This is a genomic window from Streptomyces sp. SAI-135, from assembly GCF_029893805.1.
Classification (GTDB): domain Bacteria; phylum Actinomycetota; class Actinomycetes; order Streptomycetales; family Streptomycetaceae; genus Streptomyces.
Map to the genome: position 1 here is coordinate 2,150,165 of NZ_JARXYP010000002.1, position 14,522 is coordinate 2,164,686.

The following is a 14,522-nucleotide window of genomic DNA, read 5'->3' on the forward strand; positions in this document are numbered from 1 at the left end:
GACGGGGGGCGCGGGACGCGGTAGGGGGGTGCCGTGCTCGGTGACCGCACTTGTGACCGAGACGTGCCGCACGACCGGCTGTCGTCCTGTTGGGACAAGCACAGCACGACGGCGGTCGGCCAGCTATGCCAGCTCACCCGGCACGTACGGAGATTCCCTCCGGCATGCCGTGAGTGAGAACCCCCCTTTCGAACCGGAGCGACAAACCGGACCGCCCAGGGGCGGGCGGTCCACCGGACGAGAGGGAACCAGACTCATGAGTTCAGTTCTGCACCCGGCGGCTGCGGGCCAGGATGTGCCGACAGCCGGCCAGTACCGGCCGATCTCCACTCACCTGGCCATAGCGCCACCGGTGAGTGTGGTCATACCCGCCATGAACGAGGCGGAGAACCTTCCGTACGTCTTCAAGACCCTTCCGGACTGGATCCACGAAGTGATCCTGGTGGACGGCAACTCCACGGACGACACCGTCGCGGTGGCCCGCGAGCTGTGGCCCGAGGTGAAGGTGGTGAAGCAGCACGGCAAGGGCAAGGGGGACGCCCTGATCACCGGGTTCGAGGCCTGCACCGGTGACATCGTCGTCATGATCGACGCGGACGGCTCGGCCGACGGCAACGAGATCGTCTCCTACGTCTCCGCCCTGGTCTCGGGCGCGGACTTCGCCAAGGGGTCCCGCTTCGCCAACGGCGGCGGCACCGACGACATGACCTTCATCCGCAAGCTCGGCAACTGGGCACTGTGCACCATCGTCAACCGCAAGTTCGGCGCCCGCTACACGGATCTCTGCTACGGGTACAACGCCTTCTGGCGGCACTGCCTCGACAAGATCGACCTCGACTGCACGGGCTTCGAGGTGGAGACCCTGATGAACATCCGGGTCGTCAAGGCGGGGCTGAAGGTCCAGGAGATACCGAGCCACGAGTACCTGCGCATCCACGGCGCGAGCAATCTGCGGGCCGTGCGGGACGGGTTCCGGGTGCTCAAGGTGATCCTCGGGGAGCGGTCCAACCGGCGTGCGCTGCGCCGCCGCGCCCACCGGTCGCCGATGCTCGACGCGCGCCGGGGTGAGGTGTCTTGAGCGGTCCCGGCGTCTCCGTCGTGATCTGCGTGTACACCGAGGACCGCTGGGAGGACATCCTCGCGGCGGTCGCCTCGGTGCGGACGCAGGCGTACCCGGCCCTGGAGACGCTGCTGGTCGTCGACCACAATCCGGCGCTCCTCGACCGGCTGGGCAAGGAGTACAAGGAGGTTCCGGAGGTCCGCGTGTTCGCCAACGCGGGCCCCCGGGGCCTGTCCGCGGGCCGCAACACGGGGATCGCGGCCGCGCGCGGTGAGGTGATCGCCTTCCTGGACGACGACGCCGTCGCCGAACGCGACTGGCTGCGGCACTTCGCCGGGGCCTACACCGATCCGAAGGTCATGGCGGTCGGCGGCCGTACGGTGCCGATCTGGGCGTCGGGGCGCCGGCCCGACTGGTTCCCGGAGGAGTTCGACTGGGTGGTGGGCTGCACCTACCGGGGCATCCCGTCCGGACTGGTCCGGGTCCGCAACGTCCTGGGCGGCAACGCCTCCTTCCGCCGCAGCGCCTTCGACGCGGCGGGCGGCTTCGCCACCGGCATCGGGCGGGACGGCGACAAGCGCCCGCTGGGCTGCGAGGAGACGGAGCTGTGCATCCGGCTGAGCCGGGCCCGACCGGACGCGGTCCTGCTGATCGACGACCGGGCGGTGATCCACCACCGGGTGCCCGAGGCGCGCGAGCACTTCGGGTACTTCCGCACACGCGCCTGGGCGGAGGGCCTGTCCAAGGCGCTGGTGGCCCGAAGTGTGGGCGCCGGCAGAGGACTTGAGTCGGAGCGCCGGTACGCCACCCGGGTGCTGCCGGCCGGGGTGGTGCGCGGGCTGCGGGACGCCGCGCTGGCCCGGCCGGGCGGGGCGGGCCGGGCGGGCGCGATCGTCGCCGGGGTGCTCACGGCGGCCGGCGGGTACGTGGTCGGCAGCGTCCGGGCGCGGCGGGCGGGAACCACGTTCGGGGTCGTGGAGATCGAGGGTGACAGAGATGGCTGAGCCGCCCGTACCCATCCTCATGTACCACTCGGTCGCCACCGACCCGAACGACGCGACCCGCACCCTGTCGGTGTCTCCGGCGGCCTTCGCCCAACAGATGCAGCTGGTCGCCGAGTTGGGGCTCACCCCGATCAGGACGGCGGATCTCGCGGCCCGTTGGCGCACCGGTCGGCCCCTGCCCGCGCGGCCCCTGCTGATCACCTTCGACGACGGCTACGAGGGCGTCCACCGGCACGCCCTGCCCGTACTGGTCAAGCACGGCTTCCCGGCCACGGTGTTCGTCTCCACCGGCTGGATCCGCGGCGCCCACGACACCGGCGGTGGCCTGGACACCATGCTGGACTGGGACCAGGTCCGCGAACTCGCCGCGGCGGACGTCGAGATCGGCGGTCACACCCACACGCACCCCCAGCTCGACCAGCTCGACGACACCGCGCTGCGGCACGAGCTGATCCACTCCAGGGAGATCGTCACCGACGAGGTCGGCACCGCGCCGGTCTCGCTCGCCTACCCGTACGGCTACTCCAGCCGCCGGGTGCGCGAGGCGGTGCGCGAGACGGGCTACGGCCAGGCGCTCGCCGTGAACAACGCGCTCGCACGGCGCCGCCAGGGGCCGTACGCGCTGACGCGGCTGACCGTGCGCCGTGCCACCACGGCCGAGGAGTTCGAGCGGCTCGTCCAGGGCCGTGCGATCACCAGGGCCTTCGCCAGGGACCGTGCCCTCACCAAGGGGTACGCGTTGGTCCGAAGAGCACGACAGGTCCGCCGGAAGGTCTCCCGTTCCCGTGTCTGACACGACGACCACGACCGAGCCCGAGTCGACCGCGGCGAAGGCGCCCGAGCAGTCGGGGCGCCGACTTCGGCTGCCCGGCCTCGGCAGAGGCGGGGGCGGAAGCGGCGGCAGTCAGCTCTTCCGCAACGCCTACGCGCTGATGCTCAACACCGGGATCTCCGCGGTGCTCGGCCTCGGCTTCTGGCTGGCGGCCGCCCGCTACTACTCCGAGTCGGCAGTAGGCCAGGGCTCCGCCGCGATCGCCGCGATGAAGCTCCTCGCGGGTCTGACCGCGGTGACCCTGACCGGGGCGCTGGCCCGCTTCATACCGGTCGCGGGCCGGGCCACCGGGCGCCTCATCGCCCGTACGTACGCGGGCAGTTCGGTGCTCGTGGCGATCGCCGCCGGGGTCTTCCTGCTCACCCTGGACGTGTGGGGGCCGTCGTACCGGTTCCTGCACGGGCCGGTGAACGGCCTCGGCTTCATCGCCGCCGTCGTCGCCTGGAACGTGCTCACCCTCCAGGACGGCGTGCTGACCGGACTGCGCAGCGCGCTGTGGGTGCCGGTCGGCAACACCGTGTTCTCCGCGGTCAAGCTGGGACTCCTGGTCGCGTTCGCGGTGGCGATCCCGACGGCCGGTGTCTTCGTGTCGTGGGTCGCCGCGATCGCCGTCTCGGTGCTGCCGCTCGGCTGGCTGGTGTTCCGGCGCCTGGCGCCGCGCCATGTGCAGGCGACCGAGGACCAGGCCGAGCCGCCGTCCCTCAGGGAGATCGGGCGGTTCCTGGCGGGCGACTACACCGGCTCGCTGTTCTCGCTCGCCGTGGTCTATCTGGTCCCGGTGATCGTGGCCTCCCAGGTCAGCTCCCAGGACAACGCGTACTTCTACATCACCACGACGATCGGCGGCACCTGCAACCTGCTCGCCATCAACATGGGCGCCTCCCTGACCGTCGAGGGCTCGCACGACCCGGGCCGGCTGGCCGCCAACACCCGTGCCGCGCTCAGGCGGATGGCGCGGATCATGCTGCCGGTGGCCGGGGTCCTGTTCTTCGGGGCGCCCTGGATCCTCGGCGTGTTCGGGGCGGGGTACGCGGACGCGGCCACCCCGCTGTTGCGCTGGTTCGCGGTCGGCGCGGTGCTCCGGGTCGTCATGGAGACGTACTTCGCGGTGCTGCGCGCACAGAGCCGCACCTCCGGACTCGCCTGGTTGCAGGGCCTGTTGTGTGCCATGGTGCTCGGTCTGACGCTGTTGCTCCTGCCCCGGATGGGGCTGACCGGAGCGGGCGTCGCCGAGATCTCCTCGCTCGCGGTGATCGTCGCGATCGCCGCGCCCCGGCTGTACCGGACGGTCCGGCACGCCCCGGCCGCCGAGGTGCCCGCGGCCGCCGCCCCGGACGGCGACCTCGCCGACCTGGGGGCGCGGGAGGTGCCGGCCGCGGGCCGCGCCCGCCGCCCCGGCTGGGCGCTCGACCAGGACACCCTCGCGCTGGGCATCCACGTCGACTTCGACCACCAGGAACGCCGTCCGGACGTACGCCCGGGGCCCGGCACCCCGCCCACGGGCACGCCCGTGCCCGGCCTGACACGCGACCGGCCGACGTGGGCGCTGCGGAAGCCGCCCGACGTGGGACTGCCGACGGAACAGCGCGAGCCCGGTTCCGAGTCCTCGGTGGGGCCGTCCGAGACGGAGGTGGACGCGCCGTTCGAGGTGGCCTTCGACGCGGGCAAGGAGACCGGCCCCCCGGAAGAGCTCCCCGTGCCGGAGGAGGCGCCGCGGCCCGCGGAGCCGCCGCGGTCCCTCTCCCTGCGGGAGCGGTTGCGGCCCAGCCGGCTCGGGGTGTTCCTCGGCTGCCTGCTGGCCGTCGCGCTGCTGCTGTACTGGGTGCCGGCGCTCGGTCTGGACGAGGCCGACCTGGACCGGATGGGCGGTCTGGGACTGATCTCGGTCCTGCCGCTGCCGACGCTGGCCGGCGCGGCGCTGCTGGTCGTGGTCTTCGCCTCGCTGCTCTGGCTGGGCCGCGAGCACAAGGCGCTGCTGCTGCTCACGCTGGTGGCGACGGTGGTCTCGCTGCACGCGCTGCCCGCGGTGATCGAGGCCGAACCGCGGTTCGCGACGGCCTGGCAGCACCTCGGGTTCATCGACCACATCGACCGGACCGGCTCCGCGGTGCCCGACCTGGACGCCCGCTGGAGCTGGCCGGGCTTCTTCGCGGTGGCCGCGTTCGTGGCGCAGGCGTGCGGGGTCACGGACTTCACCGAGGTCATCCGCTGGTGGCCGACGGCGATCCAACTGGCCTACCTGGCACCGATGTTCCTGCTCGTGCGGCACATGCGGGCGAGCTGGCGGGCCAAGTGGACCGGCATCTGGATCTTCGTGCTCAGCGGCTGGGTCGGCCAGGACTACTTCTCCCCGCAGGGCTTCACCTATCTGCTGTACCTGGTGTTCGTGGCGGTCCTGCTCGTCTGGTTCCGCGCCCCGCGCGTGATCTGGACGAAGCGACGGCCCGGTGAGGCGGAGGTCGAACCGACGGACCGCCGCCAGCGGGCCGTGCTGCTCGCGGTGGTGATCGGTCTGTTCGCGGCGAGCGTGCCCGCCCACCAGCTCACCCCGTTCGTGATGCTCGGCGTGCTGACGGTGCTCGTGCTGATCGGCCGCAGCGAACTGCGGGGCCTGCCCGTGCTGTTCGCCGTCATGGTGACCGCCTGGATCGGCTGGATGGCGGAGCCGTACTGGTCGGGCCACTTCGACGACCTGTTCGGCGGGGTCGGGGGCGTCGGCGGCAACGTCTCCTCCTCGGTCTCCGGCCGTATCGAGGGCGGCAGCTCGACCCACAAGCTGGTCCTGTACGTGCGCGTGCTGCTGGCCGGCGGGGTCATGGCGCTGGCCTGCTACGGCTGGTGGCGCCGGCGTGAGCACAAGTACCGGGAAGCGGCGCTGCTCGTCCTGACCTTCGTGCCGTTCCTCGGCTTCGGCATGCAGTCGTACGGCGGCGAGATGGCCCTGCGGGTCTTCATGTTCGCCCTGCCAGGTGCCGGGCTGCTCGCCGCGCTGGCGCTCTTCCCGCGTACCGGCGTCACCGCGAAGGAGCGCGAGAAGGACCGGGTCTCGCTGGCCCCGGTGGCCGCGCTGATGGCGGGTCTGCTGCTCATCGGCGGCTTCCTGGTGGCCCGTTGGGGCAACGAGCCGTTCGAGCGGATCCAGCCCGGCGAGGTCGCCGCCATGGACTACGTCTACGCCCACGACGATCCCTCGGTCCGGGTGCTGTGGCTGTCCAACGACACTGTGGACAACGTGACTCCGGCGATGCCGTGGGGCGCGAAGGACATGGAGAAGGTGTCGTACGTGCCCACCCTCGCACCGGCCGACCCGGTGCTGGTGTCGAGCCTGGTCAAGGCGCTCAGGGACGCGGGCCCGAACTCGTATCTGATGGTCAACGTCAGCCAGGTCACGTATCTGCGCCTCGACGTGGGCTATTCGCGGACGTGGGAGCCGAGGCTGCTCGACAACCTCGACAGCCGCAAGGAGCTCAAGCGGGTTCTCACCAATGACGACGTGACCATGTACGCCCTGCGGGAGCAGCCCGCCGGGAAGGTCCCGAAGGCCGATCCGGGGCCGATCGGGCCTCAGGTGACCTGGACGCCCTGGTCGGTGGTGGGGGCGCTGGCCGCGGTGGCGCTGATCCTGCTGCTGTCGGCCCGTGAGGTGGTGCGGGTCGCGGTGCGGCCGAGTGTGCGTCAACTGCGCTGGCTGCAGAGCAGTTTCTGGTTCTCACTGCCCCTGCTGGCGGTGTTCCTGGCGGCCTTGGTGCAGCGGTTCCTGACGATGAAGTGAGGTGCGACGGGGTCGAGTGGCTCAGCGGGTGAGCCACTTGACCTCGTAGGCCTGCATGTCGAACCGCTTGCCGTCGACCTTCGCGCTGATCTTCCGGTCCAGGGTGTTGACCACCAGGACCGTGCTGTCGGTGGCGAGGACCCGGACGTTGGGCACGTCGTCGGCGGCCACGGAGACGTTCTCGTACGCGCTCCCCGGTGGGAAGGCCTTGCTGAACCGGCTCACGAGGTCGAACATCGGCAGCTTCCGGCCGCCGCCGCTGCCGCTGGTCGGCGTCCAGAGACAGCCCGCGCAGTCCGTGCCCTTCTCGTTCTCCGGGTTCCAGTAGAACGCGGACGTGGTGCCGCCCTTGGCCAGCGCGATCATTCCGGCGGCCTGCACCGCGACCCGGCGGTTCTCGGACCAGCCCTCGCGTTCGTCCCGGCTGTCGGCGGGCTCGACGTAGTACTCGGCCCACCACAGCGGCAGGTTCCCGGTCCGCTGCCGCACCCAGGTGCTCACCGCGGTGAACTTGTCGGTGGCGGCGAACTCGTCGGGCAGCAGTTCGTCGTCGTTGGTGTAGCTGGAGCCGTCCACGACGACGAAGTCGGCGCCGGCCTTGTTCTTGTTCCAGTAGTCGAAGGCGTCGAGGACGCGCTGGTCCATCGCGCCCCAGGCGCCCTTGAAGGTCGCGGAGGCGTCCACGGAGCGCGGGTCGACACTGTCCATCACGAGGTAGGGGCCACCCACCATGATCTTGGGGTCGACCTTCTTCAGCGCCCGGTAGACCAGGTTGTAGAGCCGGGTGTACCCCTCGTAGTCCCAGCGGGCCCCCGCGTCGTTCCAGAAGCCCTTGAACTCGTTCCAGACGATGAAGTGGCGTACGTCCGGGTAGCGCTTGGCGACGGTCGCGGCGAGGGCGGCGTAGTCCTCGAAGTGCGCGGGATCCGGCGCGGTCTCCAGCGCGGCCTTGCTCCAGTCGGTGTTGCCGACGCCCGCCTCGCCGCCCTTCATCCAGTCCGGCGCGCAGCACAGGGTGATGACCGGAGTGGAGCCGGAGGCGCGCATGAAGTCGACGCGCCGGTCCAGGTCCTCGAAGTCGTAACGCCCCTCGACCGGCTCGGGGTTGTCGGCGCCCCAGCCCATGATGTGCTGGTTCTGCGGGAGTCCGCCCGCGTCCTCGATCCGTTGCCGGACCCGGTCGGTGGCCGCCGCGCTGCCCTCGTCGGCGCTGTGCTGGGTGTGGGTGAAGCCCCAGCCGACCTCCGGGGTGTCCGCGTCCGGGGTGCTCGTCGGGGTGCCGTGGACCCGGTCGCCGTTGCGTGAGGTGCCGTCGGTGCCCGCGCCGCTGCCCGCAAGCGTGTTGAGGAGGGTCACGATCAGTGCGAGAGCGGCCACACCCACCCCGAGCAGAGCGGTGAGCCGCCACCGCCGTGCCCCCGAATACCACCCATGACGTCCCATCGGGGGCAACGGTATCCGCGAACACGGCTGTGCGGGCAGATGCCGGAGATGCACAGCTCTGTAACAGGACGTAGAGGACAGAGCGGAAGGGCGGGACAGTCGCGACACAAGCGGCGCACCACGGAAACCGGGTGCGTACGGGGGGTCCGTGCCGGATCATGGGCGGCATGTCTGCGAACCCACACGACGCTCTGCCGATCCGGCTCAACGTCGACGACAGCGACTCGCCGTCCGACGTCGTCGACGCGCTGTTCCTCGGCCGCTTCGCGACGGGCGAGCAGCCGTACTCCCACGCGGCCAACATCGACCGGGTCCGCTCCGGGGCCACGCTCCTGCCGGCGGGTGCGCGGGTGCTGCGCGTCGCCCGCGACGACGACCGCAGCGCGACCCTCGCCGAGGGCGACGGCTGGACGCTGCTGGTCTCCCGCTGGAACCGCGGCGCGGACGTCACCGTCACGGCGACCGACGCGGAGCTGGCCAAGAAGGTCCTCGACCAGGCCACCGACGGCGCGGCGGACGAGCCGGAACCGCAGCCGGAGAACGTGACGATGGGCTTCTGGTACGTCTCCCCCCGGCGCGGACCGCACCGCACCACCCGGCAGATCTCCGCGGGCACCTGGGACGAGGTGCGGGAGAACTACACGGCACCGGTCGCGGACGCGATGGACCGCCTGATGAAGACGACACCGCAGGACATCGCGGGCCGTCTGCTCCTGCTGCACGGCCCGCCGGGCACCGGCAAGACCTCCGCCCTGCGCACGCTGGCCCGCTCGTGGCGGGACTGGTGCCAGGTCGACTGCGTCCTGGACCCCGAGCGGCTGTTCAGCGACGTCGGCTATCTGATGGACATCGCGATCGGCGAGGAGGACGCGACGGGCAAGGGCCGCTGGCGGCTGCTGCTCCTGGAGGACTGCGACGAGCTGATCCGCGGCGAGGCGAAGCACACGGCGGGCCAGGCCCTGTCGCGCCTGCTGAACCTGACCGACGGCCTGCTGGGCCAGGGACGCAACGTCCTGGTCGGCGTCACGACCAACGAGGACCTGGAGCGCCTGCACCCCGCCGTGGTCCGCCCCGGCCGCTGTCTGGCCCGCATCGAGGTGGGTCCGCTGACCCGCCGGGAGGCGGTGGGCTGGCTCGGCACCGAGGAGGGCGTGGGCCGCGAGGGGGCGACCCTGGCGGAGCTGTACGCGCTGCGCCGGGGGACGTCACCGACGGCGGTGCCGGAGCCGCGGCCCGGGGCGGACGCGGGGCTGTACCTGTAGTGCTTTGATGGGTGTATGACCCTGTTCGTCGGCACGTCGGGGTGGCAGTACAAGGACTGGCGGGGCGTCCTCTACCCCGACGGCGTCCCCGTGCGGCGCTGGCTGGAGGAGTACGCGGGGCACTTCCCGACGGTCGAGATCAACAACGCGTTCTACCGGCTGCCCTCCCGGGAGACCTTCGAGGCGTGGCGGGAGCGGGTCCCGGGGGACTTCGTGGTGGCGGTGAAGGCGAGCCGGTACCTGACCCACATCAAGCGGCTGAAGGACCCGGAGGAACCGGTGCACCGCCTGATGAGCCACGCGGAGGGGCTGGGCGACCGGCTGGGCCCGGTGCTGCTGCAACTGCCCCCGACCCTGCGGGCCGACACGGAACTGCTGGACGCCTGCCTGGCCTGTTTCCCCACCTCGGTCCGGGTCGCGGTCGAACCCCGGCACTCGTCCTGGTGGACGCCCGAGACCCGCAAGGTGCTGGAGACCCGCGGCGCGGCCCTGTGCTGGGCCGACGTCCGGGCCCGTCCGGTGACCCCGCTGTGGCGGACGACGGACTGGGGCTACGTCCGCTTCCATGAGGGCCGGGCCCGGGCGTGGCCGAGCTACGGCAGGCGGTCCCTGGAGACCTGGGCCGCGCGGATCGGGGAGACCTGGGCCGGGAGCGAGGACGTGTACGTGTACTTCAACAACGACCCGAACGGCGCCGCCGTACGGAACGCGAAGACGTTCACGTCCCTGTGTCAGCCCCGGCCGTAGGCCGCCCGCAGCGCGTCCCGTACGGCCGCCAGCGCGTCGTCCTCCGTCAGCCCCAGCCGCCGGGCCCGCTCCACATAGGTCTGAGCAGCCGACGCCGCCTCCCGCTCAGCGGCCGAGCCGGCGGCGGCCACGAACGTGCCGTTGCGCCCCCGCGTCTCGATCACCCCGTCGCTCTCCAGCGCCCGGTACGCCTTGGCGACGGTGTTCGCGGCGAGTCCGAGCGACTCGGCGAGCCCCCGCACGGTCGGCAGCCGGTACCCCACCGGCAGCACCCCCGCCCGCGCCTGCTCGGAGATCTGCACCCGCACCTGCTCGTACGGCGGCGCGCTGTCGTCGATGTGGATCCTCAAGGTCACGAGGCGATTGTCCCGCACCGTCGGAAAATGAGAGGCACCCGGGCGGGCCTCCCCCGTAACGTGCGCCTTCATGACCGTGATCGTGCGCGAGCTGCGCCCCCAGGACCCGGCCGACGCCGAGAGCTTCGCCCACGTCCGCCATCTGGCCGTCCCGTTCATGCTGTGGACCGCGGCCGGAGTCCTGCACCGCCTGGTCCACACCCACCCGGACGCGCACTACCGCTGCCTGGTCGCCGAGGAGGACGGCGAGGTGATCGGCACGGCCCAGCTCGGCCTCGCCCACGACAGCCCCGAACCGGGCCAGGGCTATCTGAACATCTACGTACGCCCGGACCGCACGCGGCGCGGGGCCGGCGCCCTCCTCGTCCGCACCGCCGAGGAGCACCTGGCGGCGCACGGGGCGACCAAGCTGTTCTCCTGGGTCCTGGACGAGCCGCCGAACCGGGTGTTCGCCGAGCGGCGCGGCTACCGGCCCAGCCGCTCGGCGCACTTCCTGCGTCTGGACCTGGTGAACGGCACGCTGCCACCGCTCCAGCCCTTGCCGGCGGGCGTCGAACTGCGCACCGCAGCGGACTTCGCCGACGACCCGCGGCCCTTCTTCGAGCTGGACGCGGAGACCACGATGGACGAACCGAGTGACGTGGGCGCCGAGTTCACGGACTACGAGGTGTGGATCGAGGAGAACTGGAAGCACCCCCTCCTGGACCATGCCCTGACCACGATCGCCCTCGTCGACGGCCGTCCGGCCGCCTTCAGCGCCGCCCACACCGACGGCGCCGGCCGCTACGCCACCGCCATGACCGGCACCGCCCGCGCCTTCCGCGGCCGCGGCCTCGCCAAGCTCGCCAAGAACGCCTCCCTGCACCGCGCCCGCGCCGCCGGCTGCACGGAGGCCCTCACCGGCAACGACGCCGGCAACGAACCCATGCTCGCGATCAACAAGTGGTTCGGATACGAGATCTGCGCCACGGAGGTACGTCATGTCCGCGAACTCACCTGAGTCCCCGCAGCGAGTGGACGTCGTCCTGCTCAAGGGGGGCCGCACGAAGATCCGTTACGCGGCCGACCTGCTCAGCGACGACGGCACCCGGGTCACGGTCCGCGCTCCCTGGGCCGGAGACGGCGTCCGCGACTTCGGCTTCGTCCGCTTCGAGCCGGGCGACGTGTTCACCGAGCACTACTGGCGGGACCGCTGGTACTCCGTGAAGGAGGTCCGCACGGCCGACGGCACCCTGAAGGGCTGGTACTGCGACATCACCCGCCCGGCGGCACTGGACGGCGCCGAGCTGGTCGTGGAGGACCTGGACCTCGACCTGTGGGTCTCGGCGGACGGCAAGGACGTGCTCCGCCTGGACGAGGACGAGTTCGAGGAGAGCGGATTGAGGGAGCGGGACCCGGAGGCAGCCTCAGCGGCAATGACAGCTCTGAACGACTTGGAGCGACTTGCCCGGCCTGGGGGCGCGGGGAACGGCGCGACAAACCACGGACGGCCCGCACCCGACACACAACACTGCTTCCCACCCCTCTAGTCGCCCCGCACCACCACCGCGTACCGCTCGTCATCCACGTCCTTCCCCCACAACAGGGAATCCTCCGAGAGCCGCTCCACCCGCACACGCCCCCCGAGCGGCTCAGCCAACCCGCTGACGGCCTCGGCGGATATCCCGAACGCCCCCCACACCCCCTCCACCAGCACCAGCCGCCCACCCGGCCGCAACAACCCCCACCACCGCCGCAGCACCCGCCCGGGATCCGGCAGCGCCCACAGCACATGCCGCACGAGCACGACGTCGAACCGCTGCTCCCCAACGGGCGGATGCGCGGCGTCACCGACCAGGAACACCGCGTCACGCCCAGCGAGCTTGGCCCGAGCGCGCTCCACCATGGCCGGAGAAAGATCCACGCCGGTCACCCGGTGCCCCTGCTCGGCAGCGAGGAGCGACAGGCTGCCGGTCCCGCAGCCGAGATCGAGGACGTCGGACGCTCTGCCCGGCAGCCACCCCCGCAGCCGCTCGGCCCAGGCCCCGCGCACCTCGGGGTCGCGCAGTCCGTGATCCGGCTCCTCGTCGAAGGAGGCCGCCTCGGCGTCCCAGTCGACGCCGCCCACGCCCCCACCACCACTGTTCTGCGTCATGCCCCCAAGAGTGACACCCGCCACTGACAGTCGATTCGTGACAACCGCCACTGACAGACCACGGACCGATGAGCAACTCTCCCCCAAAGGGTCTACCTCCGTGAGAACGCGGAACTCGGTAGGCACTGAAGGAGGCAGCCATGCGCCGCACGACCGTGCAGAAGCCCCTGAAGAGGACTGACGCCCGCCGACTCCCCGAAGAGGCCGATGAGCGCCCCGCGGGACGACCCGAGGTCCGCAAGGACATCGCGCGGACCTGGTGGCCGGACGGCTGACGGCGGCAGGCGTGCCCCGTGTCAGACCAGTCGCTTGCGGTAGTGGACGCGGTCGTAGGGCCCGTCCACTCGCCGTTCCACGACCTCGTAACCGAACTTCGGATAGATCTTCTGGTTCTCCCACATCAGCGCGTTGGTGTAGAGCCTGACCTCGGGCAGTCCCCGCGCACGCGCGTGCGCCTCGACGAACCGCAGCAGCCGTCCGCCCACGCCCTGCCCCTGGGCGTCGGGCCGGACGGCGATGTTGTCGAGGTACAGATGGTCCGGGTGCTCCTCGACCACCACGAGCCCGGTCACCGGGTCGCCCGTCACGTACACCCGCCCCGCGGCCACGTTCGCCGCGTGGTCCCGCCGCATGGGCTGCGGCACCTGCCCGATGCGTTCGATGTAGTGCTCGTACGCCGCGTCGGTCACGGCCTTCACGGCCGGTACGTCGGCCGCCTCGGCGCGCCGGATCTCGTCGTTCGTCATGCGCGCACGCTATCTACCTGATCTCCGTCTCAGCACTCCCTTAAGAGGGCCATAAAGATCGCCACGGGCCGTCACAGGCCGGGGATTTCAGGGTTTCTTTGATCCGGCACGCATCAGTACCGGTTCCGAGGAGATCCCCCATGCCCGCACGCCGCAAGGCCGCAGCCGTCGCCGCCGGCCTCGCCCCGTTCGCCCTGACCGCGCTGGCCGCGGCGCCCGCGTCCGCGCACGGCTCGATGGGCGACCCGGTCAGCCGGGTCTCGCAGTGCTACGCGGAGGGCCCGGAGAGCCCGAGGTCCGACGCGTGCAGGGCGGCGGTCGCGGCCGGGGGTACCCAGGCACTCTACGACTGGAACGGCATCCGCATCGGCGACGCGAACGGACGGCACCAGGAGCTCATCCCGGACGGCAGGCTGTGCAGCGCGGACAACGACGAGTTCAAGGGGCTCGACCTGGCCCGCGCCGACTGGCCGGCGACGAGCGTGAGCAGCGGGTCGTACACCTTCAAGTACCGCGTGACCGCCCCGCACAAGGGCACCTTCAAGGTGTACCTGACCAAGCAGGGCTACGACCCGGCGCAGCCGCTGGGCTGGGACGACCTGGACCTGTCGAACCCGGTCGCGACGGCCACCGACCCGGTCGCATCTGGGGGCTTCTACACGTTCTCCGGCACGCTCCCCGAGCGCTCCGGCAGGCAGCTCCTGTACGCCGTCTGGCAGCGCTCGGACAGCCCGGAGGCCTTCTACTCCTGCTCGGACGTGACGTTCGGGGGCGGTGCCTCCGGTGGTTCGGCCGGCAGCGCGACCCCGGCTCCGAGCGCCTCCGCGCCCTCCGAGGAGCAGATCGAGGAGGGCACCGACAGGTCGACGGTCGAGCACCACGGGCACGGTGACGACGACGCCGGCACCTCGGCGGAACCCGTGGCCGCCGCGACCAAGAACGTCCCTGCCAACGACGTGCAGGCGGCGGGCAGTTCGGAGCGTCTCGCCGCGACCGGCGGCGACAGCGGCACCTCGTACCTCGCGGTGGGAGGCGCCGCCACGCTCGCGGCCGGCGCGGCGCTCCTGTTCGGCTCGGTGCGCCGGCGCGCGGCGAACGGCGGTGCACGGCACGGCCGTTGACCGGAAGATCTCCGGGGCCTGACCGGCGGCTCAGGCCGGACAGGC

General features: G+C 71.6%; 14 protein-coding genes. 10 read left to right on the top strand and 4 right to left on the bottom strand.

The window, feature by feature from the left end; translation table 11 throughout:
- Nucleotides 1-256: 256 nt before the first annotated feature.
- The 4 genes from M2163_RS14155 to M2163_RS14170 are packed head-to-tail and all read left to right on the top strand — an operon-like array spanning nucleotide 257 to nucleotide 6,668.
- Nucleotides 257-1,078, top strand: coding sequence for a glycosyltransferase family 2 protein (locus M2163_RS14155; protein WP_280852436.1), 822 nt, complete (start codon nucleotides 257-259; stop codon nucleotides 1,076-1,078).
- A complete protein-coding gene (locus M2163_RS14160) occupies nucleotides 1,075-2,064 on the top strand; it encodes a glycosyltransferase family 2 protein (protein ID WP_280852435.1) in 990 nt (329 codons plus the stop codon). Before M2163_RS14155 ends, M2163_RS14160 begins: the two co-directional genes overlap by 4 nt.
- The gene (locus M2163_RS14165; RefSeq protein WP_280852434.1) at nucleotides 2,057-2,857 is read left to right on the top strand and encodes a polysaccharide deacetylase family protein; all 801 of its coding nucleotides are present in this window, start codon (nucleotides 2,057-2,059) and stop codon (nucleotides 2,855-2,857) included. Before M2163_RS14160 ends, M2163_RS14165 begins: the two co-directional genes overlap by 8 nt.
- Entirely contained in the window at nucleotides 2,850-6,668 is a 3,819-nt protein-coding gene (locus M2163_RS14170; RefSeq protein WP_280894124.1) for a lipopolysaccharide biosynthesis protein, read from the top strand. Before M2163_RS14165 ends, M2163_RS14170 begins: the two co-directional genes overlap by 8 nt.
- A gap of 21 nt (nucleotides 6,669-6,689) precedes the next feature.
- Here M2163_RS14170 and M2163_RS14175 read toward each other — a convergent pair whose 3' ends face one another.
- Complete coding sequence (locus tag M2163_RS14175; protein ID WP_280894125.1) at nucleotides 6,690-8,111, bottom strand: xylan 1,4-beta-xylosidase; 1,422 nt, start codon at nucleotides 8,109-8,111, stop codon at nucleotides 6,690-6,692.
- Between the two features lie 167 nt (nucleotides 8,112-8,278).
- Between M2163_RS14175 and M2163_RS14180 the strand changes: the two genes are divergently transcribed.
- Nucleotides 8,279-9,373, top strand: a complete 1,095-nt coding sequence (locus tag M2163_RS14180; protein WP_280852431.1) for a DUF5925 domain-containing protein — start codon at nucleotides 8,279-8,281, stop codon at nucleotides 9,371-9,373.
- Nucleotides 9,374-9,388: 15 nt separating this feature from the next.
- Nucleotides 9,389-10,120: a DUF72 domain-containing protein gene (locus M2163_RS14185; RefSeq protein WP_280852430.1), complete on the top strand. Its 732-nt coding sequence runs from the start codon at nucleotides 9,389-9,391 to the stop codon at nucleotides 10,118-10,120.
- Here the strand turns inward: M2163_RS14185 and M2163_RS14190 are convergent.
- Nucleotides 10,105-10,476 carry a GntR family transcriptional regulator gene (locus M2163_RS14190; protein ID WP_280852429.1) on the bottom strand — a complete coding sequence of 124 codons (372 nt, stop codon included), beginning with the start codon at nucleotides 10,474-10,476 and terminating at the stop codon, nucleotides 10,105-10,107. The two genes, M2163_RS14185 and M2163_RS14190, sit on opposite strands and share 16 nt — an antisense overlap.
- 70 nt (nucleotides 10,477-10,546) lie before the next feature.
- Between M2163_RS14190 and M2163_RS14195 the strand changes: the two genes are divergently transcribed.
- Together M2163_RS14195 and M2163_RS14200 are read left to right on the top strand one after the other, a co-directional pair.
- Entirely contained in the window at nucleotides 10,547-11,476 is a 930-nt protein-coding gene (locus M2163_RS14195; protein WP_280852428.1) for a GNAT family N-acetyltransferase, read from the top strand.
- Nucleotides 11,457-12,005: a DUF402 domain-containing protein gene (locus M2163_RS14200; RefSeq protein ID WP_280852427.1), complete on the top strand. Its 549-nt coding sequence runs from the start codon at nucleotides 11,457-11,459 to the stop codon at nucleotides 12,003-12,005. Before M2163_RS14195 ends, M2163_RS14200 begins: the two co-directional genes overlap by 20 nt.
- Here M2163_RS14200 and M2163_RS14205 read toward each other — a convergent pair.
- Nucleotides 12,002-12,610: a class I SAM-dependent methyltransferase gene (locus M2163_RS14205; protein ID WP_280894126.1), complete on the bottom strand. Its 609-nt coding sequence runs from the start codon at nucleotides 12,608-12,610 to the stop codon at nucleotides 12,002-12,004. The genes M2163_RS14200 and M2163_RS14205 overlap by 4 nt on opposite strands.
- Before the next feature lie 140 nt (nucleotides 12,611-12,750).
- Here M2163_RS14205 and M2163_RS14210 point away from each other — a divergent pair, with 140 nt between their 5' ends.
- Complete coding sequence (locus M2163_RS14210) at nucleotides 12,751-12,885, top strand: hypothetical protein (protein WP_020117828.1); 135 nt, start codon at nucleotides 12,751-12,753, stop codon at nucleotides 12,883-12,885.
- 21 nt (nucleotides 12,886-12,906) lie between these two features.
- Here the strand turns inward: M2163_RS14210 and M2163_RS14215 are convergent, their stop codons facing one another.
- Entirely contained in the window at nucleotides 12,907-13,356 is a 450-nt protein-coding gene (locus tag M2163_RS14215) for a GNAT family N-acetyltransferase (RefSeq protein WP_280852426.1), read from the bottom strand.
- Between the two features lie 140 nt (nucleotides 13,357-13,496).
- On the opposite strand from M2163_RS14215, the gene M2163_RS14220 reads away from it, so the two are divergent.
- Nucleotides 13,497-14,477: a lytic polysaccharide monooxygenase gene (locus M2163_RS14220; RefSeq protein ID WP_280852425.1), complete on the top strand. Its 981-nt coding sequence runs from the start codon at nucleotides 13,497-13,499 to the stop codon at nucleotides 14,475-14,477.
- Nucleotides 14,478-14,522 lie beyond the last annotated feature (45 nt).

Excerpts from the sequence above, each read along its gene's own strand:
- M2163_RS14155 (WP_280852436.1), top strand. The coding sequence starts at position 257 with ATGAGTTCAGTTCTGCACCCGGCGGCTGCGGGCCAGGATGTGCCGACA.
- M2163_RS14165 (WP_280852434.1), top strand. The coding sequence starts at position 2,057 with ATGGCTGAGCCGCCCGTACCCATCCTCATGTACCACTCGGTCGCCACC.
- M2163_RS14175 (WP_280894125.1), bottom strand. The coding sequence starts at position 8,111 with ATGGGACGTCATGGGTGGTATTCGGGGGCACGGCGGTGGCGGCTCACC.
- M2163_RS14180 (WP_280852431.1), top strand. The coding sequence starts at position 8,279 with ATGTCTGCGAACCCACACGACGCTCTGCCGATCCGGCTCAACGTCGAC.
- M2163_RS14185 (WP_280852430.1), top strand. The coding sequence starts at position 9,389 with ATGACCCTGTTCGTCGGCACGTCGGGGTGGCAGTACAAGGACTGGCGG.
- M2163_RS14195 (WP_280852428.1), top strand. The coding sequence starts at position 10,547 with ATGACCGTGATCGTGCGCGAGCTGCGCCCCCAGGACCCGGCCGACGCC.
- M2163_RS14200 (WP_280852427.1), top strand. The coding sequence starts at position 11,457 with ATGTCCGCGAACTCACCTGAGTCCCCGCAGCGAGTGGACGTCGTCCTG.
- M2163_RS14205 (WP_280894126.1), bottom strand. The coding sequence starts at position 12,610 with ATGACGCAGAACAGTGGTGGTGGGGGCGTGGGCGGCGTCGACTGGGAC.
- M2163_RS14210 (WP_020117828.1), top strand. The coding sequence starts at position 12,751 with ATGCGCCGCACGACCGTGCAGAAGCCCCTGAAGAGGACTGACGCCCGC.
- M2163_RS14215 (WP_280852426.1), bottom strand. The coding sequence starts at position 13,356 with ATGACGAACGACGAGATCCGGCGCGCCGAGGCGGCCGACGTACCGGCC.
- M2163_RS14220 (WP_280852425.1), top strand. The coding sequence starts at position 13,497 with ATGCCCGCACGCCGCAAGGCCGCAGCCGTCGCCGCCGGCCTCGCCCCG.